The 16548-nt window shown below is 63.4% G+C and carries 14 protein-coding genes; 5 read left to right on the top strand and 9 right to left on the bottom strand.

What is annotated here, in order from left to right; translation table 11 throughout:
• Positions 1 to 8: 8 nt before the first annotated feature.
• A complete protein-coding gene (locus tag ACVWY1_RS24965; RefSeq protein ID WP_102684594.1) occupies positions 9 to 380 on the bottom strand; it encodes a COG4315 family predicted lipoprotein in 372 nt (123 codons plus the stop codon).
• A 174-nt stretch (positions 381 to 554) separates the two neighbouring features.
• Here ACVWY1_RS24965 and phoB point away from each other — a divergent pair, with 174 nt between their 5' ends.
• The 3 genes from phoB to ACVWY1_RS24950 all read left to right on the top strand — a co-directional run bounded on the left by phoB (position 555) and on the right by ACVWY1_RS24950 (position 4136).
• Positions 555 to 1244: a phosphate regulon transcriptional regulator PhoB gene (phoB, locus tag ACVWY1_RS24960; RefSeq protein ID WP_003253341.1), complete on the top strand. Its 690-nt coding sequence runs from the start codon at positions 555 to 557 to the stop codon at positions 1242 to 1244.
• Positions 1245 to 1316: 72 nt separating this feature from the next.
• A complete protein-coding gene (phoR, locus tag ACVWY1_RS24955; RefSeq protein ID WP_457378892.1) occupies positions 1317 to 2588 on the top strand; it encodes a phosphate regulon sensor histidine kinase PhoR in 1272 nt (423 codons plus the stop codon).
• Between the two features lie 207 nt (positions 2589 to 2795).
• On the top strand, positions 2796 to 4136 hold the full coding sequence (locus tag ACVWY1_RS24950; protein WP_102684596.1) for a hemolysin family protein: 1341 nt from the start codon (positions 2796 to 2798) through the stop codon (positions 4134 to 4136).
• A 50-nt stretch (positions 4137 to 4186) separates the two neighbouring features.
• Here the strand turns inward: ACVWY1_RS24950 and ACVWY1_RS24945 are convergent, their stop codons facing one another.
• From ACVWY1_RS24945 to ACVWY1_RS24910, 8 genes are all read right to left on the bottom strand, one after another.
• The gene (locus ACVWY1_RS24945) at positions 4187 to 5086 is read right to left on the bottom strand and encodes a peptidoglycan DD-metalloendopeptidase family protein (protein ID WP_198755100.1); all 900 of its coding nucleotides are present in this window, start codon (positions 5084 to 5086) and stop codon (positions 4187 to 4189) included.
• 193 nt (positions 5087 to 5279) lie between these two features.
• The gene (locus ACVWY1_RS24940; RefSeq protein WP_277502426.1) at positions 5280 to 6191 is read right to left on the bottom strand and encodes a response regulator; all 912 of its coding nucleotides are present in this window, start codon (positions 6189 to 6191) and stop codon (positions 5280 to 5282) included.
• A 162-nt stretch (positions 6192 to 6353) separates the two neighbouring features.
• Positions 6354 to 7124 (bottom strand): phosphate signaling complex protein PhoU, encoded by a 771-nt coding sequence (gene phoU / locus ACVWY1_RS24935; RefSeq protein ID WP_023630537.1) that lies wholly within the window; start codon positions 7122 to 7124, stop codon positions 6354 to 6356.
• Positions 7125 to 7197: 73 nt separating this feature from the next.
• Entirely contained in the window at positions 7198 to 8031 is an 834-nt protein-coding gene (pstB, locus tag ACVWY1_RS24930; protein WP_031315066.1) for a phosphate ABC transporter ATP-binding protein PstB, read from the bottom strand.
• A gap of 72 nt (positions 8032 to 8103) precedes the next feature.
• A complete protein-coding gene (gene pstA, locus ACVWY1_RS24925; protein WP_038707069.1) occupies positions 8104 to 9774 on the bottom strand; it encodes a phosphate ABC transporter permease PstA in 1671 nt (556 codons plus the stop codon).
• Between the two features lie 17 nt (positions 9775 to 9791).
• A complete protein-coding gene (locus ACVWY1_RS24920; protein ID WP_457378885.1) occupies positions 9792 to 12080 on the bottom strand; it encodes an ABC transporter permease subunit in 2289 nt (762 codons plus the stop codon).
• Positions 12081 to 12223: 143 nt separating this feature from the next.
• Positions 12224 to 13222 (bottom strand): phosphate ABC transporter substrate-binding protein PstS, encoded by a 999-nt coding sequence (locus ACVWY1_RS24915; RefSeq protein ID WP_102684600.1) that lies wholly within the window; start codon positions 13220 to 13222, stop codon positions 12224 to 12226.
• A 166-nt stretch (positions 13223 to 13388) separates the two neighbouring features.
• Positions 13389 to 14678: an MFS transporter gene (locus ACVWY1_RS24910; RefSeq protein ID WP_102684601.1), complete on the bottom strand. Its 1290-nt coding sequence runs from the start codon at positions 14676 to 14678 to the stop codon at positions 13389 to 13391.
• A 362-nt stretch (positions 14679 to 15040) separates the two neighbouring features.
• On the opposite strand from ACVWY1_RS24910, the gene ACVWY1_RS24905 reads away from it, so the two are divergent.
• Both ACVWY1_RS24905 and ACVWY1_RS24900 read left to right on the top strand, forming a co-directional pair.
• Complete coding sequence (locus ACVWY1_RS24905; RefSeq protein ID WP_003253317.1) at positions 15041 to 15439, top strand: acyl-CoA thioesterase; 399 nt, start codon at positions 15041 to 15043, stop codon at positions 15437 to 15439.
• A 73-nt stretch (positions 15440 to 15512) separates the two neighbouring features.
• The gene (locus ACVWY1_RS24900; protein ID WP_457378884.1) at positions 15513 to 16409 is read left to right on the top strand and encodes a D-hexose-6-phosphate mutarotase; all 897 of its coding nucleotides are present in this window, start codon (positions 15513 to 15515) and stop codon (positions 16407 to 16409) included.
• Positions 16410 to 16548: the final 139 nt, after the last annotated feature.

Below are 16548 nucleotides of genomic sequence, written 5' to 3'. Positions count from 1 at the left end.
CTGGTGCATCAAGGCTTGGCGACGTGCCAGACATCCTTCATGCCATCGCCGGTGGTCTCGCCGGCCTTCTTGTCCTTGACGAAGGTGTACAGCGGCTTGCCGTCATAGGCCCACTGCATCGAGCCATCGTCGCGGGTGACGTGGGTCCACTTGTCCTTCGGCGCCTCGTCGTCCTTCTTCACCATCAACGGCGGCCAGTTCTTGGCGCACTCGCCATTGCACATGGACTTGCCACCAGCGTCCTTGTCAAAGGTGTACAGCGTCATGCCATCGTGGTCGACCCACATGCCATCCTTCTCCATGGCGTGATGAGCCGACGCCACCCCCGGCACTGCCAGCGCAGCGCAAAGGGCCATCCAGCTCAGCGTATGTCGTGTCATTGGAATCACCATTGTTTCAGGGGTGGATTGAATGTTCGCGCCGCCCTCGCGGCCCCTTGTAGCCTAGTCCAGTCACGCAATGTCGCCAGAACCGCCCACGCCCTGTCACACAGCTGCAATAATTCCGTTATCTAATGCGGGCCAAGACATCGTTCCTGGGAGAGGTAATTGAGCATGGTTGGCAGAAACATTCTGATCGTCGACGACGAAGCGCCTATCCGCGAGATGATCGCCGTTGCATTGGAAATGGCCGGCTATGACTGCCTCGAGGCCGAGAACTCGCAACAGGCCCACGCCATCATCGTCGACCGCAAGCCGGACCTGATCCTGCTCGACTGGATGCTGCCGGGCACATCCGGCATCGAGCTGGCCCGCCGCCTCAAGCGCGACGAGCTGACCGGCGACATCCCGATCATCATGCTCACCGCCAAGGGTGAAGAGGACAACAAGATCCAGGGCCTGGAAGTCGGCGCCGACGACTACATCACCAAGCCGTTCTCGCCCCGTGAACTGGTGGCGCGCCTGAAGGCCGTGCTGCGCCGCACCGGCCCAAGCGACAGCGAAGCGCCGATCGAAGTCGGCGGCCTGCTGCTCGACCCGATCAGCCACCGCGTGACCATCGATGGCAAACCGGCCGAGATGGGCCCCACCGAGTACCGCCTGCTGCAGTTCTTCATGACTCACCAGGAGCGCGCCTACACCCGCGGCCAGTTGCTCGACCAGGTCTGGGGCGGCAACGTCTATGTCGAGGAGCGCACCGTCGACGTGCATATCCGCCGCCTGCGCAAGGCACTGGGTGAAGCCTACGAAAATCTGGTACAAACCGTCCGCGGCACTGGCTATCGCTTCTCGACCAAAAGCTGATCGAAGCCCAAGCGCCCGCTGTACAAGGACTGTCAATTGAACCAGAACTGGCACGCGACCCTGATTCGCCACATGCTCCTGCTGATCACCGTCTGCCTGATCGGCGGGCTGGTCAGCGGTTACTATGGCTGGAGCCTGGCCATCGGCCTGGCCTTCTACCTGGGCTGGACACTGAAGCAGTTGCTGCGCTTGCACGACTGGTTGCGCAATCATCAACCCGATGAAGCACCACCCGATGGCTACGGCCTGTGGGGCGAAGTGTTCGACAGCATCTATCACCTGCAGCGCCGCGACCAGCGCGTGCGTGGCCGCCTGCAGGCAGTGATCGACCGGGTCCAGGAGTCCACCGCTGCCCTTCGCGATGCGGTGATCATGCTCGACAGCGACGGCAACCTTGAGTGGTGGAACCGCGCCGCCGAGACCCTCCTGGGCTTCAAGACCCCGCAGGACGGCGGCCAGCCGGTGACCAACCTGGTGCGCCACCCGCGCTTCAAGGAGTACTTCGAGTCGGAGAACTACGCCGAGCCGCTGGAGATCCCTTCGCCGATCAACGACCGCCTGCGCGTGCAACTGCACCTCACCCGCTACGGCAACAACGAGCACCTGATGCTGGTGCGCGACGTGACCCGCATCCACCAGTTGGAACAGATGCGCAAGGACTTCGTGGCTAACGTTTCCCACGAGCTGCGCACGCCATTGACAGTGATCACCGGCTACCTCGAGACGCTGCTGGACAACGTCGAGGACGTGAACCCGCGCTGGAGCCGGGCCTTGCAGCAGATGAGCGCGCAAGGCTCACGCATGCAGACGCTGCTCAACGACCTGTTGCTGCTGGCCAAGCTCGAAGCTACCGACTATCCCTCGGACAACCAGCCGGTGCTGGTCGACACCCTGCTCACCGCCATCAAGAACGACGCCCAGGCCCTGTCCGGCCCGCGCAACCAGCGAATCAGCCTGGAGGCAGCGCCTGGCATACGGCTCAAGGGCAGCGAGTCGGAGCTGCGCAGTGCGTTCTCCAACCTGGTGTTCAACGCGGTCAAGTACACCCAGGACGAAGGCAATATCCGCATCCGCTGGTGGGCCGACGAACAGGGCGCGCACCTCAGCGTGCAGGACTCGGGGGTCGGTATCGAGGCCAAGCACCTGCCACGCCTGACCGAACGCTTCTACCGCGTCGATTCCAGCCGAGCCTCCAACACCGGCGGCACCGGGCTGGGCCTGGCGATCGTCAAGCATGTGCTGATGCGCCATCGCGGGCGCCTGCAAATCAGCAGCGTGCCGGGCCATGGAAGCACCTTCACCTGTCATTTTGCGCCAGCACAATTGGTCGTGAACAAGGGCTGAGATCCGAGGGCCGCTTCGCGCCCCATCGCCGGCAAGCCGGCTCCCACAGGAAAGATGCGGCCCTCGTGCGAACCGGCTTGCCGGCGATGGGGCGCGAAGCGGCCCTTTGCTTTTGCAGCCTCAGCCGCTACATTGGATCCCCTGTGCCAGCAAACGCTGGCACTTTTTTTCTTACATTTCAGCAGACGGACCCCGTAAAACCCCATCATGGACCCTTCCCCTGGTATCAGCCTCACCTCGTTGTTCGCCGATTTCGGCATGATTCTCTTTGCTTTGTTCCTGGTGCTGCTCAACGGCTTCTTCGTGGCTGCCGAGTTCGCCATGGTCAAGCTGCGCTCCACCCGCGTCGAATCCATCGCCGAGCTGCATGGCTGGCGTGGCAGCATCCTGCGCAAGGTGCACAACCAGCTCGACGCCTATCTCTCGGCCTGCCAGCTGGGCATCACCCTCGCCTCCCTGGGCCTGGGCTGGGTCGGCGAGCCGGCGTTCGCCCACCTGCTCGAGCCGCTGCTGGCCTATGTCGGCGTGGACAGCCCGGAGCTGATCAAGGCGATCTCGTTCTTCGTCGCCTTCTTCGTGATCTCCTACCTGCACATCGTGGTCGGCGAGCTGGCCCCCAAGTCGTGGGCGATCCGCAAGCCCGAGCTGCTGTCGCTGTGGACCGCCGTGCCGCTGTACCTGTTCTACTGGGCGATGTACCCGGCGATCTACCTGCTCAACGCCAGCGCCAACACCATCCTGCGCATCGCCGGCCAAGGCGAGCCCGGGCCGCACCACGAGCACCACTACAGCCGCGAGGAGCTCAAGCTGATCCTGCACTCCAGCCGTGGCCAGGACCCAAGCGACCAAGGCATGCGCGTACTGGCCTCGGCCGTGGAGATGGGCGAGCTGGAGGTGGTCGACTGGGCCAACTCGCGCGAGGACATGGTCAGCATCGATGCCCATGCGCCGCTGAAGGAAATCCTCGCCCTGCTGCGCCGTCACAAGTTCAGTCGCTACCCGGTATATGACGCCGAGCGCGAGGAATTCACCGGCCTGCTGCACATCAAGGACCTGCTGCTGGAGCTGGCAGAGCTCGACCACTTGCCGCAAACCATCGACCTTGCAGACCTCGCCCGCCCGCTGGAACGGGTATCCCGGCACATGCCGCTGTCCCAGCTGCTGGAGCAGTTCCGCAAGGGTGGCGCGCACTTCGTGCTGGTCGAGGAAGCCGACGGCAAAGTGATCGGCTACCTGACCATGGAAGACGTGCTGGAAGTGCTGGTGGGCGATATCCAGGACGAACACCGCAAGACCGAGCGCGGCATCCTGGCTTACCAGCCGGGCAAGTTGCTGGTGCGCGGTGATACGCCGCTGTTCAAGGTGGAGCGCTTGCTGGGTATCGACCTGGACCACATCGAGGCGGAAACCCTCGCCGGGCTGATCTACGAGACGCTTAAGCGCGTCCCTGAGGAAGAGGAAGTACTGGAAGTCGAAGGCCTGCGCATCATCATCAAGAAGATGAAAGGGCCTAAGATCGTGCTGGCCAAGGTGCTCAAGCTCGATTGACCTGAGAGCCCGCGCCTACATCTGTGGGTGCGGGCTTGCCTCGCGATGCGTCATGGATTCCCTGCGGTAAAGTCCGGCAGTCCACCGATTGGCCGGTCGAACTGATACGGGATCGACTCCAGCGCCAGCCCCACATTGCGCTGCACCACAAAATGCAGGTGCGGCCCGCTGCTGTTGCCGGTATTGCCCGATTTGGCCAGCGCCTGCCCCTGGGCCACACGCTGCCCCTCGCCCACCACCACCGAGCCGCGCATCAGGTGCAGGTAAACGCCCATGGTGCCGTCCGGGTGCAGGATCCTGACGAAATTGCCCGCCGGATTGTTGCCCCGCCCGCTCTGGTTGTTCTCGATCTTCACCACCACCCCGCCGCGTGCCGCGATGATCGGCGTGCCTTCGGGCATGGCGATATCCATGGCGTAGCGGCCCTTGGGCCCGAAGTGGCTGAAGCGGCCGTTGGGGCCCTGGCTCAGGCGGAACGGCCCACCCTTCCAGGGAAACGGATAACGGTAGCCCTGCGGGCGCTGGCCAGGGTCTCCCATGGCGTAGCGAAACTTGGTGTCGTACTTGAGGCGAGCCCCTTGGCGAGCCTGCACCACGCTGAGGATCAGGTTCGAGCGCGGCGGTACCAGGCGCCGGACGATGCGCGAGGCGTTACCGCCCTGGGCATTGGCCAGGCGCTCCACACGCAGTTCAACTTCCATCGGCACGAACAGCTCGTTGCGCGCGACAAAACGCACGCCACCGGCGAAATCCTCGGTCTTCAGCCGCACCTGGCCGTCCAGGCGCTCGACCATGGGTTCGCGGAACACGAAAACCTTGGCGCCCACACTGGGACGGTCGGAATAGGAAACCACGCCATAGGTATCGGTGGTCTTGTAGATGGTCATGCCCAGGCTCGACGCCGAGGCCGTGAGCAAGGCACAGAACAGCAGCAGTCGGGAGGGCGGCATGATGGTGGCTTTTTGACAGTGGTGTTCTGTCGAAGCCTAGCAGCCCAGTTAAAGACAAGTTGTGACAGCTGGTCGGATGTTTTAGCGGGGCTCTGTAGGAGCGGCTTCAGCCGCGATGCAGACAACGCGGTTGGCACCCGCTTCGCGGGTGATCGCGGCTGAAGCCGCTCCTACAGAGTGTACAGCCCGGCCATCAGGCGCCAGGCGTGAAATGCTTCTGCGCCGTGCCGCGGGCGATCAGCCGCGACAGGTAGTCGAGTTTCTGCGCATCCTGGTCGACGAACTTGAAGGTCAGCTGCAGCCAGTCGCTCTCAGGCTTGGGCTCCAGCGCCGCAATGGCGTGCAGGTAGCCGTTCAGGCGCGCGGTTTCGGCATTCTCGCCTTGCTCCAGGTCCAGCACCGCGCCTTCGAGCACCTGTGGCAGGTTGGTGCCGCGGCGCACCACCAGCAGGGCTTCCTTGAGGCTCAGGGCCTTGATCATGCACGGCTGGGTTCCGCTGGACAGGCGCAGTTGGCCTTGACCACGACCAGCCTGGGCCGCCGCAGCGGCAGTCTTCGGCGTAGGGGCGTTGATCAGAGGCTTGGCCGCTGCTGCCACTGGCGCGGCGACGGGCGCGTTCACCTTGGCCGCCTCCGGGCGACCACCGGTCAGGGCGCTGAGCGAGTCATTGGCGAACGCCGAGTTGACCCGCGCCGGCGCGCTGGACATCAGGCTGTCGAGCTTGCCGATCTTGGTCAGCGACTTCTTCACCTTGGTCAGCAGCTGCTCGTTGGTGAAGGGCTTGCCGACGAAGTCGGAAACGCCGGCCTGGATGGCCTGGATCACGTTTTCCTTATCACCACGGCTGGTCACCATGATGAACTGCATGGTCTTCATCTCGTCCTGCTGGCGGCACCAGGTCAGCAGTTCGAGGCCGGACATCTCCGGCATTTCCCAGTCGCACAAGACCAGGTCGAAACGTTCCTTGCTCAGCATGGCCATGGCCTTGCGACCGTTGACCGCGTCCTCGATCACCATGCCGGGGAAGGCATTGCGCAGGCACTTCCTTACCAGGTCGCGGATGAACGGGGCATCATCCACGACCAGCACATTCACTTTACTCATCGATACTCCTCTTGATCCCGGCTAGCATACCGCCGACTGATGGCCATTTGCCAAACCACTGGTCACGCCGGGACTTCTCACACGGTTCGCGGGTGCCTGCTGGTGCTCGACCGCAAACGAAAACGCCCGGCGGTTGCCGGGCGTTCATGCTCGGGAGCAATCCTATTTATCGTCCGGTTCGGCCGGAACATTAGCGATTTCGCCCTCATCGAACGCTTCGCCCTGCACCTCGGCCTTCATGCGCTTGAGGCCCATGTGGCGCACGTCGGTACCACGCACCAGGTAGATCACCAGCTCGGAGATGTTGCGTGCGTGATCGCCAATACGCTCCAGCGAACGCAGGGCCCAGATCACGCTCAACACGCGGGAGATCGAGCGCGGATCTTCCATCATGTAGGTGACCAGCTCACGCAGCGCTGTCTTGTACTCGCGGTCGATTGTCTTGTCGTACTGGGCCACCGACAGCGCCAGGTCGGCGTCGAAACGGGCGAAGGCGTCCAGCGCGTCGCGGACCATGTTGCGCACCTGGTCGCCGATGTGGCGCACCTCGACGTAGCCACGCGGCGACTCGCCTTCCTCGCACAGCTGGATGGCACGGCGGGCGATCTTGGTGGACTCGTCACCGATGCGCTCCAGGTCGATCACCGACTTGGAGATGCTGATGATCAGGCGCAGGTCGGAGGCCGCCGGCTGGCGACGGGCGAGAATGCGCACGCACTCCTCGTCGATGTTGCGCTCCATCTGGTTGATCTGTTCGTCGACCTCGCGCACCTGCTGCGCCAGGCCCGAGTCGGCCTCGATCAGCGCGGTGACGGCATCGTTCACCTGTTTCTCCACCAGCCCGCCCATGGCCAGCAGGTGGCTGCGCACCTCCTCGAGCTCGGCGTTGAACTGCTGGGAGATGTGGTGGGTAAGGCTTTCTTTGTTGATCATCGTTTCGCTCCGCGAAGCAGCTGCAGGCTTCAAGTCGTTCGTGTCGTTCCCTGGCGTTCCTACCTTGCCGGTCTTAGCCGTAGCGACCGGTGATATAGTCTTCGGTCTGCTTCTTCGCCGGGTTGGTGAACAGGGTGTCGGTATCACCGAATTCGACCAGTTTGCCCATGTACATGAAGGCGGTGTAGTCCGAAACACGGGCCGCCTGCTGCATGTTGTGGGTCACGATGACGATGGTGTACTTGGATTTCAGTTCGTAGATCAGCTCTTCGACCTTCAGTGTCGAGATCGGGTCCAGTGCCGAGCACGGCTCGTCGAGCAACAGCACTTCCGGCTCAACGGCAATGGTACGGGCGATTACCAGACGCTGCTGCTGGCCACCTGACAGGCCCAGCGCCGACTCGTGCAGGCGGTCCTTGACCTCATCCCACAGGGCCGCGCCCTTCAGCGCCCACTCGACGGCCTCGTCGAGCACGCGCTTCTTGTTGATGCCCTGGATACGCAGGCCGTAGACCACGTTCTCGTAGATGGTCTTGGGGAACGGGTTGGGCTTCTGGAACACCATGCCCACGCGGCGACGCAGCTCAGCCACGTCCTCGCCCTTGCGGTAGATGTTGTTGCCGTACAGGTTGATGGCGCCTTCGACACGGCAGCCGTCGACCAGGTCGTTCATGCGATTGAAGGTGCGCAGCAGCGTGGACTTGCCGCAGCCGGACGGGCCGATGAAGGCGGTCACGCGCTGCTTGGGGATGTTCATGCTGACGTCGAACAGCGCCTGCTTGTCGCCGTAGAACAGGGACAGGCCGGGTACTTCGATGGCCACGGTCTCTTCAGCCAGGCGCAGGCTCTGCTTGTCGCGGCCCAGGGCCGACATGTCGATGCCGTGGGCGTGGGATTCATGCTGCATGGTCAACTCCATACGCTATCAATTCGTTTCAAAGGGCCGCCCGGCATCCGGGCGGCACGCTTGCAATCAGGATCAGTGGTCCAGGGCCTTGTACTTCTCGCGCAGGTGGTTACGGATCCACACCGCCGAGAGGTTGAGGGTGGCGATCACCAGCACCAGCAGCAGCGCGGTGGCGTACACCAGCGGCCGCGCGGCCTCGACGTTGGGGCTCTGGAAGCCGACGTCGTAGATGTGGAAGCCCAGGTGCATGATCTTCTGGTCCAGGTGCAGGTACGGGTAGTTGCCGTCCACCGGCAGCGATGGCGCCAGCTTCACCACACCCACCAGCATCAGCGGGGCCACTTCGCCGGCGGCGCGGGCCACGGCGAGGATCATGCCGGTCATCATGGCCGGGCTGGCCATCGGCAGGACGATCTTCCACAGGGTCTCGGCCTTGGTTGCGCCCAGGGCCAGCGAGCCCTCGCGCACGGTGCGCGGAATACGCGCCAGGCCTTCCTCGGTGGCCACGATCACCACCGGCACGGCCAGCAGCGCCAGGGTCAGCGAAGCCCACAGCAGGCCCGGCGTACCCAGCGTAGGTGCCGGCAGCGACTCGGGGAAGAACAGCCGGTCGATGGAGCCGCCCAGCACGTAGACGAAGAAGCCCAGGCCGAACACGCCGTAGACGATCGCCGGTACGCCGGCGAGGTTGTTCACGGCGATGCGGATCAGCCGGGTCACCGGGCCCTGCCTGGCATATTCACGCAGGTAGACGGCAGCCAGCACGCCGAACGGGGTGACGATCACCGCCATGATCAGGGTCATCATCACGGTGCCGAAGATGGCCGGGAAGATACCGCCTTCGGTGTTGGCCTCACGCGGGTCATCGCTGAGGAACTCCCACACCTTGGCGAAGTAGGCGCCCATCTTGGTAAAACCGGACATGGCGTTCGGCTGGATGGCGTGGACCACCTTGCTCAGGTTGATCTCCACTTCGCGGCCGTTGCCGTCGCGGGCTACCAGGCTGTCGCGGGCGAACTCCTGGTGCAGGCCGTTGAGGCGCTCTTCGATGGCCTTGTAGCGGTTGTTCAGTTCGGCGCGCTCGGCGTCCATGTCGGCCTGTGCAGCGGCGTCGAGCTTGCCGTCCAGCTCCAGCTTGCGGCTGTGCAGGCGCAGGCGCTCCAGGCCGTGGTTGATGGCACCGATGTCCTTCTTCTCGAGCTTCACAAGCTGGTCGTTGAGTTGGCTGGCGCGCTTGAGGCGGGCCTGCAACTCGTTCCAGGCTTCCGGTCCCTGGGCGACCACGCGGCCTTCTTCCTTGACGCTGACCAGATAGCCGTAGAAGTTGCCCCATTCGCGGCGCTCCAGGGCAATCAGGTCGGCAGGTTTCTGCTGGTCGACCAGCCACTCGCCGACCACCCAGGTGAAGTCACTGCCATTGAGGTCGCGGTTGCCCACCTTGATCAGCTCGCGGGTCATGAACTCCGGGCCTTGGTCGGGCACCGGCAGGCCGGCACCCTTGAGGCGTTCCCGGGGCACTTCTTCCTTCTGCACCACTTCACCGATGACAATGTGGTCAGCCTGGCCCGGCACCTTGTAGGTGGCCTGGACCAGGTCGGCCGGCCAGAAGTGGCCCAGGCCGCGGACGGCGATCACGGCCAGCAGGCCGACGGTCATGATGACCGCCATGGCCACCGCGCCGCCACTGATCCAGACGCCGGGGGCGCCGCTCTTGAACCAGCCTTTGAGGGAATCCTTTTTCACGGATCTCTACCTTTCTATCAAAGCGACGAGTATTTCTTGCGCAGGCGCTGGCGAATCAGCTCGGCCAGGGTGTTCATCACGAAGGTGAACAACAGCAGCACGAGGGCGGCGAGGAACAGCACACGATAGTGGCTGCCGCCGACTTCCGATTCGGGCATTTCCACGGCCACGTTGGCGGCCAGGGTGCGCATGCCCTCGAACAGGTTCAGCTCCATCACCGGGGTGTTGCCGGTGGCCATCAGCACGATCATGGTCTCACCCACCGCACGGCCCATGCCGATCATCAGCGCCGAGAAGATGCCCGGGCTGGCGGTGAGGATGACCACGCGGGTCAAGGTCTGCCATGGTGTCGCGCCCAGGGCCAGCGAGCCCAGGGTCAGGCTGCGCGGCACGCTGAACACAGCGTCCTCGGCGATGGAGTAGATGTTCGGGATGACCGCGAAGCCCATGGCGATACCCACTACCAGGGCGTTGCGCTGGTCATAGGTGATGCCGAGGTCGTTGCTGATCCACAGGCGCATGTCGCCCTTGAAGAACCAGCTCTCGAGGAACGGACTCATGTACAGGGCAAACCAACCGATCACCAGGATCACCGGGATCAGGATCGCCGCTTCCCAGCCATCAGGGATGCGCAGGCGGATCGACTCCGGCAGGCGGCTCCAGCTGTAGCCGGCAAGCAGGATACCGATCGGCATGATCAGGAACAGGCTGAACACGCCCGGCAGGTGGCCTTCGAGGTACGGCGCGAGGAACAGGCCAGCGAAGAAGCCGAGGATCACCGTCGGCATTGCTTCCATCAACTCGATCACCGGCTTGACCTTGCGGCGCATGCCCGGGGCCATGAAGTAGGCGGTGTAGATGGCGGCGGCGATGGCCAGCGGGGCAGCCAGGATCATCGCGTAGAACGCGGCCTTGAGCGTACCGAAGGTCAGCGGCGACAGGCTCAGTTTGGGTTCGAAGTCGGTGTTCGAGGCGGTCGACTGCCAGACGTACTTGGGCTCGTCGTAGTTCTCGTACCAGACCTTGCCCCACAGCGCGCTGAAGGAGACTTCCGGGTGCGGGTTCTTCAGGCTCAGCGGCAGCAGCTTGCCACCTTGCTCGATGATGATGCGATTGGCGCGCGGCGACAGGGCGAGGATGCCCGCGCCTTCGGCGACCGGCTCGACCAGCAGGGTGCGGTGCGCGGTGCTGTGGAACACGCCGAGCTTGCCTTCGCCATCCAGGGCGATGAAGCCCTTGCGGCGCTCCTCGGCGTCGATCTGCACCACCGGGGCCTTGCCCAGCTGGAAGCTGCGGATCAACTTGAAGCGCGACTCGCCATCGGGGTCGCGGGCCATGAACCACTGGCTCAGGCCACCCTTGGAGTCACCGAAGATCAGCGAGATGCCGCCAACCAGCTGGGCGGTCGCGGTGATTTCGGCGTTGCCGTCCTCGAGCAGCTTGTAGCGGCCGTTGAGGCTCTTGTCGCGCAGGCTGAACACGTCGGCGGTGGCGCGGCCGTTGACCACGTACAGCCACTGCTGGCGCGGGTCGATGAAGATGTTCTTCACCACCTCGGTCATCTGCGGCAGTTCGATACGGTTCTGCTCGACAGTGACCTCGTCAGTCATCATGTTCTCGGTGCGCGACAGTTCGATCACCTGCAGGTGCGCACCGGTGGAACCGGCCAGCAACAAGGTGTCGCCGTTGACGTTGACGCTCACATGCTCCAGCGCGCGGCCTTGTTCATCCAGGGTGAACAGGTCCTGACCATAGGGGAAGTCGATGCCCGCCTCGATGGTCTTCTTGTTGTCCGGATAGGTGATCTTGTAGGTGTGGTGGAACACCAACGCCTGGCCGTTGGACAGGCCCACCACCACCAGCGGGCTGCCCGGCTGGTCGGTGCTGATCGAGCTGACCTGGGCGCCGGCCGGCAGCGGCAGGTCGACGCGCTTCAGTTCGTTGCCGGTCTTGGTGTCGAAGAACAGGGCCTGGCCCTTGTCGGATACACGCATACCCACGAGGTTCTGTTCCTCGAGGGCGATCAACAGCGGTTTACCGGCGTCCTGCTGCAGCCAGGTCGGCTCCAGCGCCTTCTTGCTGGAAAGCGTGGCGCCCTGGAACAGCGGCAGCACCACATAGGCCAGGTAGAAGAAGATCAGCGTGATCGCCGCCAGCACGGCTAGCCCGCCCACCAGGACATACCAGCGGGTCAGGCGATCCTTGAGGGCGCGCAGGCGGCGCTTGCGTTGCAACTCGGGCGTATTGAAGTCAATGCGCACGGGAGGAGAATTTTGGGTCATTGTGGAGTTGGCCAGATCATTCATGCGCACACCCTAGCGGTCCCGTATGACAAAAACATGACAGTGCAGTGACGCAAAAAAGCCCGCCGCGCAGGAGCCCTGGCTTCGGACTAAGGAATTCGTGGGAGAGGCCGGTATTATTAGTCGCCGGCCTCAACCTCAATTACTTACTTCTTTGCAACGTTACCCGCGTGGGACAGGCCCAGGTCGGCCAGGGTCTTGTCGACCACTTTGGCTGGCAGCGGGATGTAGCCGTCCTTCACGACAACTTGCTGGCCGGCCTGCGACAGCACCAGCTTGACGAACTCGGCTTCCAGCGGGGCCAGAGGCTTGTTCGGCGCCTTGTTGACGTAGACGTAGAGGAAACGCGACAGCGGGTAGGTGCCGTTCAGGGCGTTGGCTTCGTTGTCTTCGACGAACGCGCCGCCTTCTTTCTTGGCCAAGGCAACGGTCTTGACGCTGGCGGTCTTGTAGCCGATGCCCGAGTAGCCGATGCCGTTCAGCGACGAGCTGATCGACTGCACTACCGAGGCCGAGCCAGGCTGTTCGTTGACGTTAGGCTTGAAGTCGCCTTTGCACAGGGCTTCTTCCTTGAAGTAGCCGTAGGTGCCCGATACCGAGTTGCGGCCGAACAGCTGGATTGGCTTGTTGGCCAGGTCGCCGGTCACACCGATGTCGCCCCAGGTCTTGACGTCAGCCTTGCCGCCGCACAGGCGGGTGGAGGAGAAGATAGCGTCAACCTGAGCCATGGTCAGGCCCTTGATCGGGTTGTCCTTGTGCACGAACACGGCCAGGGCGTCCACGGCAACCGGGATGGCGGTCGGCTTGTAGCCGTACTTCTGCTCGAACGCCTGCAGCTCGACGTCCTTCATCTTGCGGCTCATCGGGCCCAGGTTGGCGGTGCCTTCGGTCAGGGCGGGTGGCGCGGTCGAGGAACCGGCGGCCTGGATCTGGATGTTTACGTTCGGATATTCCTTCTTGTAGGCCTCGGCCCACAGGGTCATCAGGTTCGCGAGGGTGTCGGAACCGACGCTGGAGAGGTTGCCCGAAACACCGGTGGTCTTGGTGTAGGTCGGGATTGCAGGATCGACAGCGGCGACCGCATTGGCGGCAGCGACGCCAGCGGCGGCAAAGGTCAGGGCCGCCATCAAACGCTTCAGTTTCATGCCTTGCTCCTAGCAGGAATATCGTGGGTTGTGAGATGGAACGGGCCCAAGTATCTGCAGGCCGCATGAACACTCTATGACTCGAATGTGACAATTGGATGAAAGGCCATCACCGGTAACCGGGATGGCCTTTACAGGATGTTGCAGAGGGGATCTAGAGCGGGATTCAGCGTTTGCGTGCAAGCAGATAGATGCCCACCAACAGACCGACGGCGCACAGGCACGCCACATAGTAAGCCGGCGCCATAGGACTGAACTTCAGCAGCGCGGTCACCACCATCGGCGTCAGACCACCGAAGATCGCATAGGCCAGGTTGTAGGAGAACGACAGGCCACTGAAGCGCACCACCGGCGGGAAGGCCTTGACCATCACGTAAGGCACCGCGCCGACGATGCCCACGCACAGGCCGGTCAGGGCGTACAGCGGGAACAGCAGGTCAGGGCGGGTCGGCAGGCTGTGGTAGAAGGCCCAGGACGACGCCAGCAGCGCCAAGCTGCCGACGATGAACACGCGCCCGGCGCCGAAACGGTCGGCCAGGCTGCCAGCGCCGACGCAGCCCAGGCTGAGCAGCACGATGGCCAGGCTATTGGCCTTGAGCGAGTCGGTGGGGCTGACGTGGTAGAGGCTCTGCAGCAACGCCGGGGTCATGAGGATAATCACCACGATGCCGGCCGACAGCAGCCAGGTGAGCAGCATCGACAGGATGATCGCGCCGCGATGATCACGCAGCACCGCGCGCAGCGGCAGCTCTTCGGCCAGGGCCTTGCGCGCCTGCATTTCGGCGAAAACGGGGGTCTCATGCAACCAACGGCGCAGGTAGACCGCGAAGAAGCCGAACACCCCACCGAGCAGGAACGGGATACGCCAGGCGTAGTCCGCCACTTCCTCGGGGGTGTAGAGCGTATTGATCAGCGTTGCCACCAGCGAGCCAAGCAGGATGCCCGAGGTCAGGCCGGCGGTCAGCGTGCCGCAGGCATAGCCGGTGTTGCGCGCCGGCACGTGCTCGGAGACGAACACCCAGGCTCCTGGCACCTCGCCACCGATGGCCGCGCCCTGAATCACCCGCATCAGCAGCAGCAGGATCGGCGCCCACAGGCCAATCTGCGCATAGGTGGGCAACAGGCCCATCACCAGGGTCGGCACGGCCATCATGAAAATGCTCAGGGTGAACATCTTCTTGCGTCCGAGCAGGTCGCCAAAGTGGGCCATGACGATGCCGCCCAGTGGCCGGGCCAGGTAGCCGGCGGCGAAGATGCCGAAGGTCTGCATCAGGCGCAGCCATTCGGGCATGTCGGCGGGGAAGAACAGCTTGCCCACCACCGTGGCGAAGAACACGAAGATGATGAAGTCGTAAAACTCCAGTGCACCGCCCAGCGCGGACAGCGAGAGGGTCTTGTAGTCACTGCGGGACAACGGCCGGGACGGCTGCTCGATACTGCTCTGCACGGAGGTCATCGCTGTTCTTTCTCTTGTAGGTCTGCGGACCGCTTGGCATGCGGCTTCTGGATTGAGTAGTCGGCGAAGATAGCAAATTGCCGAGCCGCGCTCATAGCGGTACAAAATCCATACAGATATTCATGAATGTGCGGTCGTCGCTGGCTGTGCAGGTATATATACTGCCCGCTCGTAGGAAAAGGTTGCTTATCCTGAGGGATGCTGTGCGAAAACGTCGGTCATTGTTGTCAGACTGTTTCGCAGAGTTTCCCTGAGGCCGCCCCCTGAAGCGAAATCAGCGTAGTATGCGTGTTGCTGAATCGTTTTTACGGCGTCCGTTATTGCGCCACCAACGAAGCGTCACGGGTCAGAGGCCCCACGGCATGATTGAGCTCGAACAAGAAGATCCTATCCCGCAAGGCGACCTGGCCTTGCAGATCACCGCGCTGCCGCGTGAGACCAATGGTTTCGGCGATATCTTCGGCGGCTGGCTGGTCGCCCAGATGGACCTGGCCGGCACCGCCATGGCCAGCCGCGTCGCCGGAGGCCGAGTGGCCACGGTAGCCATCGATCGCATGGCGTTCCTGGTCCCGGTGGCCGTGGGCGCGCAGCTGTCCTTCTATACCCAGACCCTGGAAATCGGCCGCAGCTCGATCCAGATGATGGTCGAAGTGTGGAGCGACGACCCGCTGTCCAGCGAATGGCGCAAGGTCACCGAGGCAGTGTTCGTGTTCGTCGCCATCGATGGCAGTGGTCGCACCCGCTCCGTACCTCGTCGCTGAGCCTGGCGAGCGGTAAACTCATTGCACGTCACCGGGTCCAACGGCCTGACAGACAATCAATGAGACGAACGCAATGGCTAACTTCACGGTCGAGACCGAGCGGCACGGCGAACTCAACTGCTGGCGCATCACCAGCGATCATGCCGAACTACTGATTGCCCAACAGGGCGCCCAGGTCCTGAGCTATCAGCGCCTGGGTGAGCCACCGCTGCTGTGGCTGAGCGACCAGGCCATCTTCCGCCAGGGCAAGTCGGTGCGTGCCGGCGCACCCGTGTGCTGGCCGTGGTTCGGTATCTTCGAGCGCAATCCCGATTCGGTCAAAGCCATGTTCAAGGGCGAGCAGCCGCCCGCCCACGGCCTGGTGCGTGGCCGTGACTGGCAGTTGTTGAGCGCCGAGGAACACGGCGACCACCTGCAGTTCGAGTTCGAATTGCCCGAAGCCCAAGGTGAGCTGCCGGGTTGGCCTCATGACGTCCAACTCAAGCTCCTGGTAGAACTGGACGACCAGCTGAAGCTCACCCTCACCAGCTACAACCTCGGCAATACCGATGTCACCCTGAGCCAGGCGCTGCACAGCTACTTCGCCGTGAGCGATGTGCGCCAGGTGCAAGTGGAAGGCGTTGACGGGTTGGCCTACATCGAAACACTGGCCAACTGGGAACAGCGCAAACAACAGGGCAGCCTGGGTTTCGCCGGCGAGACTGATCGCATCTACCTGAACGCGCCTGAGCGACTGGCGATTGTCGACCCACACTGGAGCCGACGCATCACCCTGCAGGCCGGCGGCTCACGCACCGCGGTGATCTGGAACCCCTGGACCGACCGCGCCCGCGACTTGCCGGACATGGCCGACGATGGCTGGCAGCGCATGCTATGCATCGAGACGGCGAATGTGATGGATGACGTGGTGGTGCTCAAACCAGGGGCGACTCATGCGATGAGCGTGGCAATCGGTAGCGAAGCGCTCTGACCCGATAGTTTCAGCCGCCTGTACTGGCCCTATCGCCGGGCAGCCCGCGCCCACACGAGTGGGCGGGGGGCGGGGGGGGGCCGCGGGGCCGCGCGAGGGGCGCGCCCGGCCAAAAACCAGAAAAATACGCCCCGGACAC

This window comes from Pseudomonas sp. TE6288 (assembly GCF_054062095.1).
The sequence above is the reverse complement of the archived record's forward strand: the minus strand, read 5'-3'. Positions and strand labels throughout refer to the sequence as shown.